Source organism: Cupriavidus sp. HY129 (assembly GCF_059492215.1).
The window spans coordinates 2,482,321-2,501,353 of sequence record NZ_CP083255.1; the positions used below are offsets into that span (position 1 = coordinate 2,482,321).

General features: G+C 61.2%; 17 protein-coding genes and 1 pseudogene. 9 read left to right on the top strand and 9 right to left on the bottom strand.

Annotated features, from left to right (window positions below; translation table 11 throughout):
* The first annotated feature begins 4 nt into the window (after positions 1 to 4).
* Entirely contained in the window at positions 5 to 967 is a 963-nt protein-coding gene (locus K6G35_RS27445) for a Bug family tripartite tricarboxylate transporter substrate binding protein (protein WP_495676671.1), read from the top strand.
* Between the two features lie 232 nt (positions 968 to 1,199).
* A pseudogene (locus K6G35_RS27450) lies at positions 1,200 to 1,382 on the top strand (helix-turn-helix domain-containing protein); the annotation flags it as partial.
* A gap of 16 nt (positions 1,383 to 1,398) precedes the next feature.
* Here K6G35_RS27450 and mqo read toward each other — a convergent pair.
* From mqo to K6G35_RS27465, 3 genes are all read right to left on the bottom strand, one after another.
* Complete coding sequence (gene mqo, locus K6G35_RS27455; RefSeq protein ID WP_495676672.1) at positions 1,399 to 3,114, bottom strand: malate dehydrogenase (quinone); 1,716 nt, start codon at positions 3,112 to 3,114, stop codon at positions 1,399 to 1,401.
* A gap of 272 nt (positions 3,115 to 3,386) precedes the next feature.
* On the bottom strand, positions 3,387 to 4,688 hold the full coding sequence (locus tag K6G35_RS27460; protein ID WP_495676673.1) for an ATP-binding protein: 1,302 nt from the start codon (positions 4,686 to 4,688) through the stop codon (positions 3,387 to 3,389).
* A 1-nt stretch (position 4,689) separates the two neighbouring features.
* Complete coding sequence (locus K6G35_RS27465; protein WP_008652362.1) at positions 4,690 to 5,412, bottom strand: response regulator; 723 nt, start codon at positions 5,410 to 5,412, stop codon at positions 4,690 to 4,692.
* 214 nt (positions 5,413 to 5,626) lie between these two features.
* Here K6G35_RS27465 and K6G35_RS27470 point away from each other — a divergent pair, with 214 nt between their 5' ends.
* The 4 genes from K6G35_RS27470 to K6G35_RS27485 all read left to right on the top strand — a co-directional run bounded on the left by K6G35_RS27470 (position 5,627) and on the right by K6G35_RS27485 (position 8,310).
* Positions 5,627 to 6,358: a MipA/OmpV family protein gene (locus K6G35_RS27470; RefSeq protein WP_495677142.1), complete on the top strand. Its 732-nt coding sequence runs from the start codon at positions 5,627 to 5,629 to the stop codon at positions 6,356 to 6,358.
* A 252-nt stretch (positions 6,359 to 6,610) separates the two neighbouring features.
* Positions 6,611 to 6,772, top strand: a complete 162-nt coding sequence (locus K6G35_RS27475) for a DUF6726 family protein (RefSeq protein WP_337360697.1) — start codon at positions 6,611 to 6,613, stop codon at positions 6,770 to 6,772.
* Positions 6,773 to 6,992: 220 nt separating this feature from the next.
* Complete coding sequence (locus K6G35_RS27480) at positions 6,993 to 7,790, top strand: alpha/beta hydrolase (protein WP_495676674.1); 798 nt, start codon at positions 6,993 to 6,995, stop codon at positions 7,788 to 7,790.
* A 106-nt stretch (positions 7,791 to 7,896) separates the two neighbouring features.
* Positions 7,897 to 8,310 (top strand): DUF4260 domain-containing protein, encoded by a 414-nt coding sequence (locus K6G35_RS27485; RefSeq protein WP_495676675.1) that lies wholly within the window; start codon positions 7,897 to 7,899, stop codon positions 8,308 to 8,310.
* A 141-nt stretch (positions 8,311 to 8,451) separates the two neighbouring features.
* Here the strand turns inward: K6G35_RS27485 and K6G35_RS27490 are convergent, their stop codons facing one another.
* Positions 8,452 to 10,101, bottom strand: coding sequence for a rhodanese-like domain-containing protein (locus K6G35_RS27490; protein WP_495676676.1), 1,650 nt, complete (start codon positions 10,099 to 10,101; stop codon positions 8,452 to 8,454).
* 63 nt (positions 10,102 to 10,164) lie between these two features.
* Entirely contained in the window at positions 10,165 to 11,115 is a 951-nt protein-coding gene (locus tag K6G35_RS27495; protein WP_008652370.1) for a Bug family tripartite tricarboxylate transporter substrate binding protein, read from the bottom strand.
* 272 nt (positions 11,116 to 11,387) lie between these two features.
* Here K6G35_RS27495 and K6G35_RS27500 point away from each other — a divergent pair, with 272 nt between their 5' ends.
* The 3 genes from K6G35_RS27500 to K6G35_RS27510 all read left to right on the top strand — a co-directional run bounded on the left by K6G35_RS27500 (position 11,388) and on the right by K6G35_RS27510 (position 14,521).
* On the top strand, positions 11,388 to 12,419 hold the full coding sequence (locus tag K6G35_RS27500) for a fatty acid desaturase (protein WP_495676677.1): 1,032 nt from the start codon (positions 11,388 to 11,390) through the stop codon (positions 12,417 to 12,419).
* A 120-nt stretch (positions 12,420 to 12,539) separates the two neighbouring features.
* On the top strand, positions 12,540 to 14,189 hold the full coding sequence (locus tag K6G35_RS27505) for an FAD-dependent oxidoreductase (RefSeq protein WP_495676678.1): 1,650 nt from the start codon (positions 12,540 to 12,542) through the stop codon (positions 14,187 to 14,189).
* Positions 14,186 to 14,521, top strand: a complete 336-nt coding sequence (locus K6G35_RS27510) for a 4Fe-4S dicluster domain-containing protein (protein ID WP_008652374.1) — start codon at positions 14,186 to 14,188, stop codon at positions 14,519 to 14,521. Before K6G35_RS27505 ends, K6G35_RS27510 begins: the two co-directional genes overlap by 4 nt.
* An 85-nt stretch (positions 14,522 to 14,606) precedes the next feature.
* Here the strand turns inward: K6G35_RS27510 and K6G35_RS27515 are convergent, their stop codons facing one another.
* From K6G35_RS27515 to K6G35_RS27530, 4 genes are read right to left on the bottom strand one after another with little or no spacing between them, the layout of a single operon-like run.
* Entirely contained in the window at positions 14,607 to 16,280 is a 1,674-nt protein-coding gene (locus tag K6G35_RS27515) for an amidohydrolase (protein ID WP_286962546.1), read from the bottom strand.
* A gap of 3 nt (positions 16,281 to 16,283) precedes the next feature.
* A complete protein-coding gene (locus K6G35_RS27520) occupies positions 16,284 to 17,180 on the bottom strand; it encodes an ABC transporter permease (RefSeq protein WP_495676679.1) in 897 nt (298 codons plus the stop codon).
* Complete coding sequence (locus K6G35_RS27525; RefSeq protein WP_008652377.1) at positions 17,177 to 17,947, bottom strand: ABC transporter ATP-binding protein; 771 nt, start codon at positions 17,945 to 17,947, stop codon at positions 17,177 to 17,179. Before K6G35_RS27525 ends, K6G35_RS27520 begins: the two co-directional genes overlap by 4 nt.
* A 6-nt stretch (positions 17,948 to 17,953) precedes the next feature.
* Positions 17,954 to 19,000: an ABC transporter substrate-binding protein gene (locus tag K6G35_RS27530; protein WP_035883311.1), complete on the bottom strand. Its 1,047-nt coding sequence runs from the start codon at positions 18,998 to 19,000 to the stop codon at positions 17,954 to 17,956.
* Positions 19,001 to 19,033 lie beyond the last annotated feature (33 nt).

Below are 19,033 nucleotides of genomic sequence, written 5' to 3' on the forward strand. Positions count from 1 at the left end.
GGTTATGTTGAAGTCGAAGTCCTTTGCCTTGTTTATGTCCCTCGCGACACTCTCCCTGGGTGTGCGCGCAGAGACCTATCCCTCGAAGCCAATCATGCTGGTGGTGCCCTTTGCGGCAGGTGGTACGGTGAACATGATGGGGCGGCTGGTTGCCGAGCACATGGGGGAACAGCTAGGTCAGCCAGTTGTCGTCGACAACAAGGCCGGTGCGGGCGGCGCGATTGGCGCCGGATTTGTCGCCAAGGCCACCCCGGATGGATATACGTTGCTGCTGGGCTCGATGGGGCAGGCCGTTCAGCCTCTGCTTACCAAACGGCTACCGTACGATCCCAAGAAGCTGGTTCCCGTTGCGTTGTTCGCAACCGTTTCGAATGTTCTGGCCGTATCCAGCAATGCTCCCGCGAAGAACGTCTCGGAGCTGGTTGGCTACTCGAAGGCTAATCCCGGCAAGTTGAACATGGCGTCCGCTGGAATCGGCTCGATCAATCAACTGATTGGTGAGCTTTTCATGTCCAGAACCGGAGCCAATTTCGTACATGTGCCGTACAAGGGCGCTGGCCCGGCCGGTGTCGATTTGCTCTCGGGGCAGGTACAGCTCATCTTCGCGAACCTGCCCAACGTGCTGCCTTATGCAAGGGCTGGAAAGGTTCGCCTGCTGGCAGTCGCCAGCGAAAAGCGTGACCCCGCCATTCCCGACGTGCCGACCTTTGCGGAAGCCGGTGTAAAGGATGCAGTTGTCGAGTCGTGGTACGGCTTGATGGCGCCTGCCGGTACCAAACCGGAGGTGATCAGGAAGCTGCAAGACACCTTGCTGGTCGTGACCAAAGACAAGCGATTTATTTCGCAGTTGGCAGAGCAAGGCGCACGACCGTACCCCGGTTCCAGTGCGGACATGACCCGACTCATGGAAAAGGAAGGGAAACGTTGGGGTGAGGTGATCGAGCACGCCAGGATCTCCCTGGACTGAATCGCCACTCTACCAAGGCAGACGCTGCCAGCGAAACACTGGGCAGTACTGGCCCTCCCGCGTGGAGGGCCCTTTTTTTGGGTGGATTCCGAAGCAGCCTCTCGCGAACGAAAGAACAACGACGCGGCGACCAGCCATGACGTCTGGTTTCCTCAACACTTGGGGCGAGAAAAAATACTGACGAGATTCCCGTCGGGTCGCGCAGCAAGAGCGAGCGATTGCCCCATGGTGCGTCAAGTCGACGCGCCTGCATCAGGCCTGCCTCTTGTTGGCCCGCCAAGGCCTGAGCGCAGACGCAGCCGGCCACGCCGTGGGCAACACGAGTCCTGCGCAATTCAGCCGAGAGTTCAAGTACCTCTTCGGTTCGACACCAGCGGCGGAGGCAAAGCAGACGCGCGCGCCGGGTGCTGCCCCAGCGCGCAGCGCAGGCCTTACAGGGCCATATCGGGCACCTTCTTCACCACACCCGGGTTCGCCATTGGGGCGGTGGCCGGGACAACGCCGTCCAGGCTTGGCGGAGCAATGGCCAGTTGCAGCGTTTCTGCCGTGGTCGCCCATTCCTTTGCCAGAAGCTGCGGGTTTTCGTTGAGCTTTTTTCCGTAGCTGGGCACGATCTCATGAATCTTTTGCTGCCAGGCCGCCGTTTTCATCTGCTCGGGGAAAACGCGCTCGAGCAACGACAACATGATCGCTGGCGACGTCGAGCCACCCGGCGAAGCGCCCAACAGCGCAGATACTGAACGGTCGCCCGACACCACGACCTCCGTGCCAAGCTTCAGTACGCCGCCCTTCTCCGGATCGTTCTTGATGATCTGCACGCGTTGTCCGGCTTCCCACAGACGCCAGTCCTCGTCCTTCGCCTCGGGCATGTAGCGACGCAGCGCCGCCATCTTTTCTTCGCGGGACAGCGCCAATTGCTGCGCAAGATACTTCACGAGCGCAAATTCGTGAGCGCCGACTTGCAACTGAGGAATGACGTTCGACGGCGTCGTCGCCTTGGCCAGGTCGAAATACGAACCGTTCTTGAGGAACTTGCTGGACCACGTGGCAAACGGCCCGAAAAGGATCACCTTCTTGCCATCGAGCACGCGGGTATCCAGGTGCGGCACCGACATCGGAGGCGAACCGGTATCCGCAAGACCGTAGACCTTTGCCAGATGGCGCGACGCGATCTCAGGCTTGTCAGTGACCAGGAACTCGCCGCCAACCGGGAAACCACCATACTGCTTCGCCTCGGGAATGCCGGACAGTTGGAGCAGCGGCAATGCAGCGCCACCCGCGCCAATGAACACGTTTCGCGCATCCACCGTCTGGATCTGGGAGCCGTCCTTCGTGTCGAACGCGGACACGCGCCAGGTGCCGTCCTCATTCCGTGTAATCGAACGCACTTCATACCCGGTGGTGACTTTCACTCCCGAATTGCCGGACAGGTGCTTGTAGAACTGACGCGTGATTTCGCCCAGATTCACGTCCGTGCCCAGCGGCGAACGCGTGGCGGTGACCACCTCATCGGGCTTGCGGCCTTCCATCATGACCGGAATCCACTCGGCAATCTTTGCCGGTTCGGTCGTCATTTCCATGCCGGCGAACAGAGGCGAAGCCTTGAGTGCCTCGACGCGCTTGCGAATGAACTCCCGATTCTCCTGTCCGAAGACAAGATTCATGTGCGGCGTCGAGTTGATGAACTCACGCGGATTGCCCAGAACACCCTTGCGCACCTGATGCGCCCAGAACTGGCGGGAAATCTGGAAATTCTCGTTGATGTTGATGGCCTGGGTGATATGGACGTTGCCCTTATCATCCATCGGCGTGTAGTTCAGCTCGCAAAGCGCCGAGTGTCCGGTACCGGCGTTGTTCCAGCCGTTCGAGCTTTCTTCCGCGACTTTATCCAGACGCTCGAAAACCTCACACGTCCAGTTCGGCTCCAACTCCTTCAGATAGACGCCGAGCGTCGCACTCATGATGCCGCCGCCAATCAGCAGCACATCGACCTTGCGATCCGCCTTCGCGGCTCGGTACTGGCTGCCGAAAAAGTACGAGTATCCGCCCCATGCGGCTGCGGCACCGACGGCGGCTGCAAGGAATTTACGACGGGTGAAAGGCTTGCCGCCGCGGCCAGCCACGGTCTTGTTGTCCGTTTGAGTCATGGGAGTCACTTCAAATATGCGTGCAGCGTCGACAGACTGACCAAGCCGGACCTTGCCAACGTTGATTCAGACTGGGGGGGGCGCTGTCTTGTCAGTGCACGGCGAGTCGGAAGCGATTCCACATGCCGAGCGATACGAAAGCGCGGATTGTAACGCACGCCGAGTAAAGCGCTAGGTGAAAACCCTAATCAAAGAATGATGACCGAAGTATTTCTGCGCAGCATTCAGCACATATCACTACAAACCGAACATCCGCAGGCTCTTGTCTAGCGTTACGCGACCGTGGCTTCATCCGGCATGGGCGGCAATGTCATCATGAAGCGTGCTCCACCCCATGACCCGCTGTCGAGGCGCACATCGCCACCATGAATGAGCGCCACGCGGCGCACGATCGCAAGCCCGAGGCCAAAACCGCCCGTATGGCGGTCGCGGCTCGAGTCCAGCCGGTGAAACGGTTCGAAGACACGCACACGATCCGCAGCAGGAATGCCAGGGCCATCGTCCTCGACCGTCAACACCAGAGAACCACCGGCGCCTGATGATGCACGCAGCGAGATTGAGCGGTGCGCGTAGCGCGTGCTGTTGCGAATCAGATTCAGTAGTGCCCGCGCCACCAGTTTTGGATCGCAGACATGATACGTAGGGGCACCGGCCACAGTCACGGCGAGCGTAAGCGTGTGGTCGGCAACGTCGTGCGAGACGCTCGCGGCAACGCTGTCGAGTAGCTCGCTGACTGAAACCTTGACCAGCGCCAAGTGCCGCTCGCCCTGCTCGAGGCTACTCAACGTCAGCAGTTCAGTGACAAGCTCGTCAAGCTCGCGCACGTCTGCCCGCAGCGCCTGTTGCCGCTTTCGCTCGCCAGCGTCCGGAGACTGCAGCAGCGCGAGGCCGAATTCGAGCCGCGCGAGAGGCGTTTTCAGTTCGTGCGAAATGCCATGCATCATGTCGCGCTGATGCTGGATCGATGCTTCGATCCGCCGGGCCATTTCATTGAACTGTTGCGACAGTGCGTAGATATTCGATTTCCTCGACAGCCTTGCACGCGTGGAGAGACTTCCCGCGCCAAAGGCACGTGCAGCAGCCTCAAGTTTGCGCAGGTCACGCCAATGGTAGTGGACCCAAAGCAGAACAGACATCAGGGTCGCGAAAGCGATCACCGCGTAAGCGAAGACCTGGATGCTAAGGTTCACGGCATCGTCGGGGTGGGCGTGGATGATCGTGCCGTCGGGAAGAGGCAGATAGTAATCCTTGGTATTGCGGCTAAGCACCAGCTTGCCGGCGCGCAGGTCCGCCAGTTGTGCCTCACCCACCAATGGGATGACGTCACGCATCGTCATGACGCTGAAGCCTTCGCTGCCATGTGCCAGCAGTGTCGCAATCGCAGCTTCGCGCTCGGCACCGGAATGACGCTGCAGATAGTCCGCCAGCACAAAGGCATAGGTTCTCTCGCTGTCGCGCACGTTCTCGGTGACGCGACCGTGAAACAGTTGAGGGAACGAATGATTGACCAGCGTGATGGCAACGCCACCGCCCAGCAGCACAAACAGATACAGCTTGACCAGAGAACGAAGCACGTCATTCCTCCCAGGCAGATGGGCTGAACAGGTACCCGCGCCCCCAGATTGTCTTGATCTTCTGTGGCTCCTGCGATGCATCCTCGAAACGACGGCGCAGCCGCGAGATACCGGAATCGACTGTGCGATCGATTCCATCGAACTCGATGCCCCGTAACTGTTTCAGGATGTCGTCTCGGCTCAACACGGTCCCGGCAGCACGCGCGAGGATCAGCAGCAGGTTGTACTCAGCGGTCTTGAGGTCTACGACCTGGCCACGCCAGGTGACAGTACGGTTGGGCGGCGAGATCGACAGTTCGCCGAACACAAGCGTTTCGCCTGCATCCGCCGCAACCGCGCTTTCGCGTGTCGCACGCCGCAGCAGCGCCCGGGCTCGCGCAACCAGTACGCGCGGCTCGATTGGCTTGACCACGTAATCGTCCGCACCTATCTCAAGGCCGGCAATCTGGTCGAACACGTCAACCCGCGCGGTCAGGATCAGGACCGGTACACGCGAAAAGCTGCGGATTCGCCTGCACACTTCCATGCCGTCCATGTGCGGCAACATCAGATCAAGAATCACGAGAGCCGGGTCGCGTTCACGGACCGCGGCGACGGCAAGGTCACCACGCCGAACAATCGTCACCGTGAATTCGTAGCCGCCGAGGTATTCGGCGATCAGCTCAGCAAGACGGTTGTCATCCTCGACCAGTACGACCGTCTGCTTGAGCGGTATCTCGTTCATCGTTTTCTCCCCGCTAATCGGCGAATTTTATCTGAACCGATGTGCGCAAAGTGCGTGCTGAACACTCGCGCAAACTTGAACACAATTGCGCACAATTGCCCGGACTTTCAAGACAGACATGCGCACAGGCCGTATCTAGACTTCGGCACTTCTTTCCCGAAAAGACGTAACTGTGCGCAATCCTCTTCTTTGTTGCTGGGCCCCGGTTCTTGCCATGTGCTGTGTCTCGGTCGCTCATGCAGAAAATCTCTATCTCTTCTCGCTTGCCACCGGCGTGGCGCCAAGATATGAAGGCAGCCGCGACTATAGACCGGTGGTTGGGCCCGTACTCGCAGCGCAATTTGGCAATGGCTTATTCATCAGTTCTGCCGACGGCGCAGGGTATCGCAAGCAGTTTTCCAACGGCCTGTTCGTATCGGCAGCCCTTGGCTATGCCATGGGCCGTACCGACGAGAACCGCTTCAATGGGCCAGGCTCGGACTATCTGAAGGGGATGGGCAACATCCCTGGGTCACTGCTCGTGTCGGTGCAGACGGGCGTGCGCTTGTTCGGCAGTTCGACATTCAGCGTGACGCTCGATCAGCCGGTCACGCATACGACACGAGGCATCAGCGGTCACGTCGATCTGACGATGCCGATCGTACATGCCGGGAACGACAACATCAGCGTAACCGGAACCCTGCATGCGGGCAGTGGCCGATACACACAGGCGTTCTTCGGCGTGACCGCCGCGCAAGCGGCAAGAAGTCGCTTCCAGCCGTACTCGGCCAAGGGCGGCTTCGACCAGGCAACGATGTCCGTTGCATGGACCCATATGTTCTCGCCGCGCTGGTCGTTGAACACAACCGTTGGCATGGAACGCCTGATCGGTTCATCGAGAAACAGTCCGATCGTACAAAAACAAGCCAATTGGTTCGGGCTGACGTCCATCACCTATCGGTACTGACCAGCGTGTCATATCGCTCTCGTTCCTTCGGGCGCGAGCTCTTTCAAAGAGTCTGGCTCTCCATCTTCGCCTTGTGTACTCGCAGGCTCGCTTGGGGTATCACGCGCTTGCAGTGCGACGGCCGACTATTAGCCCGGTATGACCAGGCGCTCATCACGCGCGGCAATCGAGCCGACGCACGGAAACAGAAAGGCAAACATGAATCAACAACATGAGTTGAACAGACGTGAAAAAGTTCGGTGCTCGCATTGGATCAGATGGCTCGCGCTTGGTACCGCATGCGTTGCGCTAAGTGGGTGCGGGGTAGCGGCTGCTCCGTGTCGCATCGTTTCGGCTGGCCTGAAGGCAGTGCCTCTCGTCGGTCACTTCGCCGCTCTGCCGACCGACGCCTGCGGTGCGGTCGTCGATCCCTGATGCTGTTGCTATCGCGATGGATCGGAAGACTTCCGTTTCAATGGAAGTGCCTGATTGTTGTGTCGAGGGATGCAAGACGTAAGTTCCTTTCGAGATCCCATGTTTTCGGTGATTACGTGATGGCGCTATGTATCGAGACCTTTAGATGGTCGGTCGCAATTTTCGTGCTGCCTTCGTCGCTGCGGTCCGGCGGCGCCAGCCGTCAGCGGAGCGATAAGCGATGACGGCACGCGTCGGCGCCTTGCTGATTCACGGCCTGGGCGGCACCCAACACGATTTCGGCTTGATGCATCGGCAACTGAAACGCTGCGGCATCGAAACCTATTCGCTCACCCTACCGGGTCACGGCACCACGCCAGACGCGCTGTCTTCAGTGCGCGCCGAGGATTGGCTCGACGCAGTAACGGCCAAATACCGCGAAGTCATCGATCAGCACGAGGTCGTGCACGTGATAGGCATATCCATGGGCTCGCTCCTGGCGGCAACCTTGTGTGCGCTGGAGCGACATGAGAAAGGCCGTCTCATCATGCTTTCTCCGCCTATCTATATCGACGGATGGAGCACCCCATGGTGGCGCGCCGCGCGTCACCTTGCCTATCGCCTGCCGCTTCTGCGTACGAAGATGAAGATCGAAGAGAGCGAACCATTCGGCATCAAGAACTCCCGCCTGCGCAACATCATGAAGACGAAGTTCGCGCGCGGCAACCACTTCCACTATAGATGGGTGCCGCTCGCCGGGATCCGCGAATTGGACCGGCTGCGCCGCAAAGTCATACGAAGCTTGCCGCGCCTCGCTTGTGCAACGCTCGTCGTGCACGCACGGGAGGACGACCTGACCAGTCTGAGATCCGCCGATTTCATTGCGCGCACGGCGCCCGATGCGCGCGTGGTTGTGCTCGAAAACAGTTATCACATGATCTGTGTCGATAACGATCGCGAGCAGGTTGTCAGCAGCGTTCTGGATTTTCTCGATGCCGCGACTCAGGAGATCGACGTCGCAGTGGGAGTACACCCGTGAACGCCGCAAACAGTCGAACCATTCCTCGGCGGCTCATGAATGGCACGTGTGATGAAGACGTGCTCGCGCAGTTACAGGCGCAGTAGGAAGAATCATCAACATTGACATGAACAAACCCTCCGCCAATGGCGCGGTTAAGTTGACCCTCCAGATCGAGGGTCTATGCGTACTGATACTGTCGATACTCGCTTACGGAAAGCTTGGAATTGGATGGAAATTCTTCTTTCTGTTATTCCTCGTTCCGGATGTATCAATGATCGTTTACTTGCTAAATTCAAAACACGGACACTTGATCTACAACGTCGCTCACTCGTACTCGTTTCCGCTGCTTCTTCTTGGAACTGGCATTTATTTCAATGCTCCAGCATGGTTGGCAACGGGTCTTATCTGGACTGCGCATATCGGATTCGACCGAATGTTGGGTTACGGCCTCAAGTACTCATCAGGATTTCGTTTTACGCATTTGGGCGTCATTGGTCGCCGCGGCGCGGCATTCCGACGTCGACGTGGTCGTCCATAACGCGGGCGGCGCGGTAATCGCCGCCATGGAGGAAATGCGTGAAGCCGATGTCATTCTCAGCTTCACGCCGATGGCAAGTACGAACTCCAATCTCCGGTGCCTGGAAGCGGCCCACCCATTCTGCCTTGGCCCGTTTCCGCTCTAGTCAAAGAACCGAAACCGCACGGCGGGATCTTGCGTCACGCGCGGCGCGAGATTGCGCTCCCAGTGGAGGTAGTGCTCCCATGCGGGAATGCGCTGGGACTCGGGCACGCGCATGATGGAACCCCAGTCATCCAGGAAAGGCGTGAGCAACCGATCATCTTCCGCCCCCGTTTCAAGTGTCTGGCCGGCGGCACGCCAGGCATCCGTTCCCCCTTGCAGCCATTGCAGCGCGTTCTCCGCCGTGGCGCCGCCATAGACATTGCGCGCGGCATCCAGCAAATCTCGCGCGGCGAGCAAGGCCTGCCTGCCGTCGGGCGATGTCAGCACCAACCGCTGCCCGTTGGCCACCGCATCGGCCAATGCCGCGCCAAGCGCACGATGCTCCGAAGCGGTCGCATAGGAAGCGCCGGGAACATGCCCGCGCAGGTAGTCGATGCTCGGCCCCACGTCCACGACACGTGCGCCGGCGTGCGCGATATGGTGCGAGAGCTGTGCGGCGCTAACTGGCTGAGGTTGCGCCGAAGTCGCCGGAAACTGCGCTGGCGGCTCGTGCAACGCTTCGAAGTTCGCGAAGTCGTGGTCGGGTCGCGCATCGAGGATGTAGACCTGCGCCTCGCCCAACTGCAGCAGCCAGAACGCGGTAATTGCCGATCGCAGACGATGCGGCTCGTCGACCAGCACCACGCTGGCGTTGCGTACCGCCACCAGGTTCTCGAAGTGCATCAGCAACTGGCCGCCAGACACCGCCACTACACCGGGTCGTGACTTGGCGCCAGGCCGCAGATCGAAGCACTGCACGTTCCGCGTGGCCTCACCACGCCACCGCTGTACGGTGGCGGTATCCGCCACGGGCAAGGCGTATCGCTCGATCAGCGCATTCGCGCGCGCCACGGCGTCCGCCTCAATCAGGGGAGGCAGCACGTCGTCCGGCTCTGGTGCCTGTCGCACGTCGTCTTCGCCCTGAACGACCCAAGCCATGACACCATCCCCCACCCATGCCACCGGCACATGCTGGCCATGTACCACGCGCGTCGTCGCCGCGCCAATCACGCCGCGCGTCCGACTGAAGCAGTGCACTGCCCACAAGTGATCCGGTTCGCGCTGCGGCAAATCTCGCAGCGGCCATTCCGTGCCGGGATAGTTCAGCGCGCCTGGCAACGTGCTGAATTGATGCTCAGCCAGCGTGCGTACGTCCACCACGGTTGTCGGCTGCCCCTGATCCAGGCGCCTGGCCAACGCCTCTGGCGACAGTTCATCCACGCTGTAGTACTTGCGGACTTCCTCGCCGAACGCCTTGACCAAGGCGTTGTAGCCATCGATCAGGACGCCGCCACTCGCCGCCCATGCGGAAAGCCCACCTTCGAGTTCATGGATCTCCCGGTAGCCCAACCGCCGCAGGACAGCCGCAGCGCGCGCAACCTGTTCGGACGCCGCGCCTGCGCGCGGATCCGCGCTGGCCAGGACGACAGGTACGTCCCGCCGCGTCAGGATCTGCGGCGCTTCGAGCTCCAGCAGCGACAACGGCAGGTGCCGCGACGCGATGATGTGACCCGCCGCGAAATAGCGCCCTTCGGAGACGTCGAGCAACGCCAGCTCGCTTCCCTCCTCAAGCCACGCCTTCAGACGTGGCGGCGAAATGCTTGCCATCGAAACAACTCCCTTGGATATCGTTGCTTATCTCAGTGCGATAGATGCAGCAAGACATCCAACTCAGTTTGGCTCGATGCCCACGCGCTTGACCTCTTCAATCCACTGGACGGCTTCCTGCCGCGCGAATCTGCCGAGCTCCTCCGGACGACCGCCTACCGTTGTTGCCCCGATATCGGTGTAGCGCTTCTTGAACCCAGGCGCTTGAACGATGTTGTTCAGTTCGCGCGACAGCTGCTGGATGATCTGCGGGGGCGTTCCACTGCGGGCAACGATGGCGTACCAGGACGTCACTTCGAAGTTCTGCAAGCCAAGCTCCTTCAGTGTCGGCACGTTGGGCAACCATGACACGCGGCTCTTGTAGGCGACTGCCAGGGGTTTCAGCTTGCCGCCCTGGATATAGGGCAGCGCAGTGGCCATCTCCGTGAACATGAACTGGATCTGTCCGCCCATCAGATCGTTGAGAGCCGGCACGGAACCTTGATACGGAATGGAGGTGAAGTTCGCGCCAGTCTCTGTCTTGAGCTTCTCGCCCGCCAGATGCGCATAGGAGCCGATGCTTGCCCCGAAATTGACCTTATTCGGGTGCGCACGCGAGTAGTCGATCAGTTCCCGCACCGAGTTCACCGGAAAGTTCGGGTTCACCACCAGCACCTGCGGGGTTAGCACCAGCAGGGAAACCGGGGTGAAGTCGCGATCCAGATCGTAGGACAGATGCTTGAACAACGCCGGCTGTACCGTCAGGTTGGAAGCGGGTGCCAGCAACAGCGTGTAGCCGTCCGCGGGTTGTCGTGCCACCCACTCAAAGCCGATATTGCCTGCCGCGCCCGGGCGATTCTCCACCACGATCGTCTGCGACAGGCGCTTGCCTAGCTCATCGGACGCATCGCGGGCCACCTTGTCGGCAATGCCGCCTGCGGGATACGGCACGATCATCCGAATCGGCTTGCTGGGATAGGCATCCGTGGGCGCGGCATCCGCCCCTGGCAACCACGTTGCAAGGCACACCAGCATGCCGAATATGACCCCGTTAAACCCGATTCTTCTGCGCTGCTGATGTGAGTGCTTCATTGGAATTTTCGCTAGACGTGATGCAAACAGACATCTATTGGATGCCGAAGCGAATACCCAAGGGAACGAAGAAATTCGTGTATTCACATATCCGAATCTTCGTTGCGACGGCGCGGCCAAGCCTCCTACGATGGCAACTATTTCTCCAGACACCGACCGCGCCCTGCCCTCGTCCGTTACATGGTGAGCGTTGGCGTGATACGAACTTGCCCATCATGTCCCTTGTCACGCCCGCGAGCACTGGCCCAGCCACCAAGACCATCGAAAGCGCGCCGACAGGAAAGGCCCGAGTGCCGGCGACCGACTCCAGCACATCGCCGGCCCACTCGACGCGGCCACCCGCGCCGGAACGCTCGTCGCATGCCTGGGATCGCTATGAACTTCCCACCATTGCACTGGCCGCTGTACTTTATGCCGCGTGGGCCGCGCTGGTCTGGTGGCACGCAAGCATCCCCGGGCCGCTGCTGTTCCTGGCGGGCGGCTATGTCGCGCAGCTCCATTTTTCCCTGCAGCACGAATCCATTCACGCCATGCGGCACCTGCCGATCTGGTTGCGTACTGCCGTAGTCTGGCCACCCATCAACCTCTGGTTGCCGTATCCGTTCTACAACAAGGGACACAGCACGCACCACGTCAACGCCCATCTCACCCATCCCCAGAAAGACACGGAAACCGCGTACCACAGCTCCACTCAATGGCAGGCAATGAGCGCCACATGGCGCGCGATCTATCGCGCCAATCAGATCCTGCCGGTGCGTTTGATTTGCGGCCCCTTCCTGCGTCTGATACGGCTCGCGCGCAATGAGTATCGGTGCCTGATGGCAGGCAATCTCGGTCGTCTGAAGATCTGGGCGATACATGCGTTGTCCGCGACGCCCGTGCTGTACTTCGCGCTGGCGCTGGCCGGCATGCGCTGGTGGGAGTACCTGCTGTACTTCGTCTATCCGGGCATGATGCTCGGTCAGCTCCGGACGTTCACCGAGCATCGCTGGGGCGAACGTCCAGTGGAACGCACGGCTATCGTGGAATCCAACAGCATTGGTGGTCTGCTTTACCTCTACAACAACCTCCACTACGTGCATCACCTGTTTCCCACTCTGCCCTGGTATCACATCCCCCGTTATTTCCGCGCGCATCGCGCCGCAGTACTACACGGCAATGGCGGCTTCTACTACCGTGGCTATGCCGAGATCGCCAGGCGCTTCTGGCGCACCTCAGTCTTCGACCCGGTCCATCCGCGCTGGTAGGCAACGTCGGACAGACGTCGTGCGCCAGTTTGCGCACTAACTAATGCCAAAAGCTTCATTCCCATGTCGGGATGTGTTGCCTAGCATTGCTGGTTGCTGCATGAAACCTTGGAGTGACAAATGAATCAGGTCGGGCGCACGAAATCCTCGTCATCCGCAGATACCGAGTTGGAAGCAGATGTCCTGGTGATAGGCGGCGGTCCCGCAGGTACGTGGGCTGCGCTGGAGGCCGTACGCAACGGCGCCACAAACGTCGTGCTGGCGGAGAAGGGATACTGCGGCTCTTCCGGCGCGACGGCGGCGGCAGGAACCACGGTGTGGTACATCTCGCCGGACGAAGGCAAACGCGAGACCGCCATGGACAGCCGCTACGACATGGGTGGTCGGCTGGCGGACTATCGCTGGATGGAACGCGTCCTGGACCGCACGTGGCATGGCATGAATGAGTTGGCCGATCACGGGTATCCGTTCCCCGTCGATGCGACGGGCCGCTCACAGCGCGTGTCATTGCAGGGGCCCGAGTATATGCGGCTGATGCGCAAACGCGTGGTGCAGGCGGGCGTGAAGATTCTGGACCAAAGCCCCGCGCTGGAACTGCTGCAGGCTGACGATGGCAGCGTGGCTGGCGCGCGCGGTGTTCACCGCCAGAACGGCTCACAATGGCGAGTCAGGTCCAAAGCGGTCGTCATCGCCACCGGTGGCTGCGCGTTCCTGAGTCGTGCGCTCGGCTGCAATGTCCTCACTGGTGACGGATTGCTGATGAGTGCGGAAGTGGGTGCCGACATGTCTGGCATGGAGTTCTCCAATGCCTATGCCATCGCGCCCGAGAGCGGCTCGGTTACCAAGACCATGTTCTACAACTGGGCCTCTTTCACCGATGAAGCTGGCGAGGTGATTCCCGGCGCCGCATCCAAAGGGGGGCGCAGCGTGATCGCGCGCGAGCTAAATCGGCAGAAGGTCTACGCCCGGCTGGACAAGGCCGATGAGGCGACACGCCTGGCCATGCGCGCCTCGCAGCCCAACTTCTTCCTGCCGTTCGACCGTCAGGGCATCGATCCTTTCACGCAACGCTTTTCCGTCACGCTGCGACTCGAAGGCACGGTACGCGGAACCGGCGGGTTGCGTATCACCAGCGAAGACTGCGCCACCAGCGTGTCCGGCCTGTATGCCGCCGGAGATGCCGCCACACGCGAGCCCATCTGCGGCGGATTTACCGGAGGCGGCAGCCACAATGCAGCCTGGGCGATTTCCTCTGGCTCATGGGCCGGCCAAGGGGCGGCGAGGTTTGCACTCCAGCGCGGCACCAACCAGCGCGCGACGCGGGGCGCCGGAGTCGCGGCCATTTCTGGTGCCGGCCGCCAGACCATCAATCCTGCCGCGCTCACCCGATCCGTGCAAGACGAAGTATTCCCATTCGACCGCAACTACTTTCGCCACGCCGACGTACTTGCACCTTCGCTCGGTCGTCTGGATGACGCGTGGCTCGGCGTGCGCGAGTCCGCGCCTGCGGCGGTGGAGCAGATGCTTGCCGCGCGCGAGGCAGCGGCCATGCTTGCCACTGCGCGCTGGATGTACGCAAGCGCCCTCGCTCGCAAGGAATCACGCGGCATGCACAAGCGTTACGACCACTTGCAGCTGGATCCCACGCAGCACCACCATATCGTCAGCGGAGGATTGGACCAGGTCTGGGCCCGTCCGTTGGCCTATGACACTCAAGGTGGTCCGCGATCGGCGCAAGCCAGGGCCGAGCAGGAAGGTATTGCCGCATGATCGAACTCATTAGCGAAAGCCGCTGCACTGGCTGCAACATCTGCGTCCGCGTCTGCCCGGTCAACGTGTTCGATGCCGTGCCTCAGGCCGCACCGACCATTGCCCGACAGGCCGACTGCCAGACCTGCTTCATGTGCGAGGCCTGGTGCCCGGAGGATGCCATGTTCGTCTCTCCCAACGCCGAGGCTTCGACCGGCGTGAGCGAGCAATCGCTGGTGCGCGAGGAACTGCTGGGGAGCTACCGCAAGAACATTGGCTGGAATCGCGGATTTCCGGAGAAGCGGGGCGTAGACGACTCATATCAGCTCCTCAGTATGCCGGGTGCCCGCTGAGCGAGGGAGTCGCTCGCAGTCTGCGACTGCTACCCTGTCGCCGGACCAGGGACTGGCAAGGGCCAGTCCCGTTCCCTGGCTTCACTCAAGCCGCTTCGGCTTCATGCACCACCCGGCCTCCCACGATGGTGAGCGTGCTGTGCAATGCCTTCCATTCTTCGGGCTCCTGCGAAAACGGGTCATCCGACAGCACTGCCAGATCGGCCGCGTAGCCGGGATAGAGCGGCCCCTTCCAGTCTTCGTCGAACGTCAGCCGCGCACCTGCCACCGTGAACGCAGCCAGGCCCTGTTGCAGAGACAGCGCCTGCCCGGGCCCGATGGTACGGCCACTGACGCGCTCCTGCCTGCGTGCCGCCACCCAGAGAGTGAAAAACGGCTGATAGGGGATGTTGTCGGTCGCAAGGGAGTACGGTAGCCCCAGCTCCTCGAACGTAGCATGTGGCACTACGGCGTTTCCACCGTCAGTCTCGTCGAGATAGGCGCTGCCACCTTTCCAGAGGCAATACGTCGGAATAGTGGTGGCCAGAATGCCGAGCGACTTCAGCGCCAGCAAGTCTTCGCGACGCGCACGGGCAATATGCTGCATCACCCATCGGCGCCCGTTCAGCGGAAATCTTGCGTCCACTTCGCGAAGCACCGGAACGATCTCATGCAGACGATCGCCCACAATGGTGTTGACTCGCAAATCATGCTCGGCCGCGAGGAAACACAGGGCCCGATAGTCTGCCGGCGTCACGGCCTGCTCGACGAAGCCCGACCATCCGGTGTTCGGCAAGTCCTGCCGCGCGCAACAGGCCACGGCGGCGTCACCTCCATAGGCCAGATGGACGCCGCTCACGCGCAACCACGGGTCACCAAGACCTCGCCCACGGGCCACTGCCAGCCAATCCCGCATCGCACGTGCCGCCTCAGTCAGGTTGTCCCACGTTGGGCTCACCACCAGGCTGGTGCGCATGGTCAGCTCCCCCTCCTCCCACAACCGGCGATACACGGAGATTGTCTCGGGCGCCGAACCATGGCCTTCGTAGATGCTGGTGACGCCCTGCGCATGATAAAGGCGCTGTGAGATACGTAGCCCTTGAATCCGCTCGGCAAAGCCGAATCGGGGCACATCCGGAAGCAAGTCAAACTCAATCGTCGGGCGATTATTGTGTTCGACGATCTCACCGTTCAGTTGCCCCTGTGCGTCCAGCCCGATCTCCACGCCGGCGCAGCGTGACTGACTGGCAGGCGTGAGTCCGTTCCTCCGCAGCGCCAGACTGTTGAGTGCCGCGCGTCCCGGCGGCTTGCCCCAGTTGCCGAAGTGCGCCGGAATGTAGACCGGGTGATCCGGCGCGGCTGCGTCGAGCTCCTCGCGAGTGGGCATGCGCGCCTCCCGCAACTGTGCGGGCCCGCCGAAGTAGTAAGGCGGCGTACCCACCGGCATGGTGACGATGTACTGCCCTTTCGGCATCAATCGCGCCCGCTCGCGAACGACGTTCAACACGTCCGCCACGCTGCGGGCCTGTGCAAGCGAAGGGCGAAGCGCCTTCAGCCCTTCTCGCTCCATGTGCGCGTGGGTATCGTTGAAGCCCGGAATGACACACGCACCTTGCAAGTCGCGTACGGCTTCGGCCTGCTGCGCGAGCGCCACGGCAGCGTCATCCAGCGCCACCACGTTACCGTTGCGCAACGCGATTGCGTGGGCGCGCGGGTGCCGCGCGTCGAATGTATGGATCTGCGCGTTATGCAGGACGAGCAGACCTCGTGTCGCTCCCATGTCCTAGCTGACCGTGTGATACCACGGGAACAGCTTGCGCGTCACCAGAAGGAACAAGCGATCCGCCAGGAAACCGAACACGCCCAGCAGCACCAGTCCGATGAACATGATCTCCACCTGGAAAAGCTGATGTCCCAGCGACATCATGTAGGCAATGCCCTGTGTCGACCCGGAGAGTTCCGCGGCGACCAGCACGACCAGCGACACCGCAAGCGCCTGACGGACGCCGGCCAGAATAAATGGCAAAGCCGCCGGCAGTACTACGAGGAACAGCTGCTGCAACCGCCCCGCCCCCAAGGAAGCCGCCGAACGAAGGTACACCACGTTGGTGTCGCGCACGCCGATGAAGGTGGTAATCCAGATCGGGAAGAACGCTCCCCAGGCAATCAGCGCAACCTTGGGTGCCTCGCCTATGCCGAACCACAGCACTGCCAGCGGGACGACGGCCAGCGACGGCACTGAGCGAAAGCCATGCAGCACTGGTTCACTCACATACTGCAGCAAGGGAATGCGTGCGGTCAGCACACCCACGGAAATGCCCAGCACCAGAGCGATGACAAAGCCTGATATGGCACGCAACAAGCTCATGCCGATGTGCCCGAAGAGTTCACCTGACCGAATCAAGGGGATAGCGGCCTCCAGGACCTTGGACGGCGGCGGAAACAGCGCGGGATTGATCCACTCGAACACATGCGGAATCGCCTCCCATGCCAGGAGAAACAAGGCCACGCCCAGCAGATTCAGCGCGATGCGTCCGCGACGCCGGCTTCGCTCCTGTCGTTCGGAATCCTGCTGGAACCGCTCGGCCAGCGACGCCGTGTCGGCGACTGTGGCTGCCGTGCCACCTTGACGCCTGCCTTCCGCGCCCAGTTCGGGTTGCGCAATACTCGGGAAACTCATCCTGCACGCCTTTCGTAACCTTCCGCCAGCGCCGACTCGATTTCGGCATAGTGCTGCGCGAACTCCAGCGAACCGCGCTGGCGCGGGTACGGCAACTCGATGGCAATATCCGCCCTGACGCTTCCAGGGTGCGCGGCCATGACCACCACTCGCTGCGCGAGGAAGATGGCTTCATCGATGTTGTGGGTAACGAACAGCACCGACACGCCGGTCTCCTGCCAAAGACGCAGCAAATCATTCTGCAGCGACGCCCGCGTCATCGCGTCCACTGCGGCAAATGGCTCGTCCATCAGCAGCACCTGAGGCTCCACGACCAGAGAGCGCGCCACGGCAATACGCTGGCGCATGCCACCAGACAGTTCATTGGGATAGCGATCCGCCGCATGGGACAGATGTACCCGCTCCAACGCCTGCAGTGCACGCCGCTTGCGCTCCCCGGCATCCACCTTCAACGCACGCAAGCCGAACTCCACGTTCTGGCGCGCGGTCATCCAGGGAAACAGCGCGTACTCCTGGAACACGACGCCGCGCTCAGGGCCCGGCCCCCTCACTGGCTCACCGCGAAAGCGCACCGCGCCAGCGGTCGGCTTCACAAAACCTGCCAGCAGATGCATCAGCGTGGTCTTGCCACAGCCTGACGGGCCGATCAGGCAAACGAACTCTCCGGCGCGAACGTCCAGCGATACTTCGTTCAACGCCTGTGTCGGCGTGGAATCGCGTACCGCAAAGAACTGCGAGACGCGCTGGAACTGAATAAGCTCACCCATACACGATCACCCCAGACTGACACGGCTCGGGTTGATGGACTTCAACGTCTCGTCGTGGATCACGCTGCAAAACAGCTCCCGCAAGTCGCCCTTGGGACGAGGGGCAAGCTTGTTGTCGATGGCCCATTGGGCCTGGCTGACCAGATCTTCGACGAAGCTTTTGTTGAACTCCACCTTGAACTCGAACGTAGAGGTGAACTGGCGGATCTCTTCTGGCGTGCTGCGAACGCGGCTCGACACCTGGTCCGGCCAGGCTGCGTTGGTGTGGATATGGTTCTCCGCATCGAGCAAGGCATTGACTGCATCGGACAGCAGGGCCTTTCGACTGCTGAGCGTGGCCTGATTGACCAGCAACAACTGATGGCTACGGAAGTACTTCTCGTAGCCATTCTGGGTGAGAAACACCACCTTCCCGCCACTCTGACGCTGTGCTGCACTGCCAGCCAGTGCCGTCCAGGAGAAGGCGTCGATATCACCGCGTACCAGCGCGCCTACCAGGTCCGAAGGCGCGATATTGATCTGCGTGATGTCGCCTGGTGCCAGTTTGGCGAACTCCAGATACTTGGCCAGCGCGTACTGGCCCGACGTGCCAGCTGGGGTACCAATCCTCTTTCCCTTGAGACTTGAGGGGTTTCTGGGATCAATCCCACTGCGCTCGCTGGCGACGATTTTCATGTCATACGAGTAGCGGCTGAAGTTCGCGAGTACCGCCGGCTTGAGGCCCTGCAGCACGGCAAATACCAGTGGCGTATCCGTCGTCGTCGAAAAGTTCGCCGAGCCACCCAGCAAAGCCTGCATGGCGTCACGGCCCGTCGTGAAATCCTGGACGCGCAGGTCCACATTGCGCTTCTTCCAGTAGCCAGCGCTCTCGGCCACCGCTGTCAGGGCCCACGTGTAGCCAGCACTGCCTGTGGCTAGCGTCGCCTGTTCGCGCTGTTGCGCCAGCGACAAACCGGGCAGCACGCCTGAAACACCTGCCGCCACAGCGCCGATTCCCCGCAACAGCGAACGTCGACCTACGTTGACGTAGGAGGCCTCGAAGACCGAACTCATGTACCACTCCAAGCAATTGCAAACTGGGCAATC